This is a genomic window from Peribacillus psychrosaccharolyticus ATCC 23296, from assembly GCF_000305495.1.
GTDB lineage: Bacteria > Bacillota > Bacilli > Bacillales > DSM-1321 > Peribacillus > Peribacillus psychrosaccharolyticus.
Genome location: NZ_AJTN02000132.1, coordinates 1 through 496 on the forward strand (window position 1 = coordinate 1; position 496 = coordinate 496).

Genomic DNA, 496 nt, shown 5'->3' on the forward strand with positions numbered 1-496 from the left:
TATGAATTCGCCATTGTCCAGCCTCATTTAGCTCTACTGGGCTTACATTCGGCCGTTTCTTACCTTTATTCGGCCCAACCTCCGATTGATTCGGCCCGGAACTCCGGATAATTCTTCTCTTGCCGCACGCTGCATTACTTGCTGCATAGATTATGGGCCGCCTCACGAGTTCTTGGGTTTGGCTCTTGTGAAAATAGTGTATCTTTTACTTTTTGTTTCGTTGGCTTCGCTTTTTCCCTTTTAACGACTCTTTTTTGATAAAACCAGATCTTTTGGGACCAGTTAGCTTTATGAAATCACCATTAAATAGGCTCATTTGGCTCTGCCTGGCTTACATTCGGCCGTTTCTTACCTTTATTCGGCCCAAACTCCGATTGATTCGGCCCAAAATGAGGTTGATTCAGCCCAAACTTAAAAATATTCGACCCTAACTCCATGTGATTATTCCCTTGCAAATATAATGCATCCTCTGCTCCCGACCAAAATAAAAAAACCC

The 496-nt window shown here is 43.3% G+C and carries 1 protein-coding gene; it reads right to left on the reverse strand.

Going from position 1 to position 496, the window contains the following annotated elements:
• Positions 1 to 302: 302 nt before the first annotated feature.
• The coding region (locus WYK_RS25545) for a hypothetical protein (RefSeq protein WP_040373729.1) at positions 303 to 496 on the reverse strand (194 nt) is incomplete at its 5' end.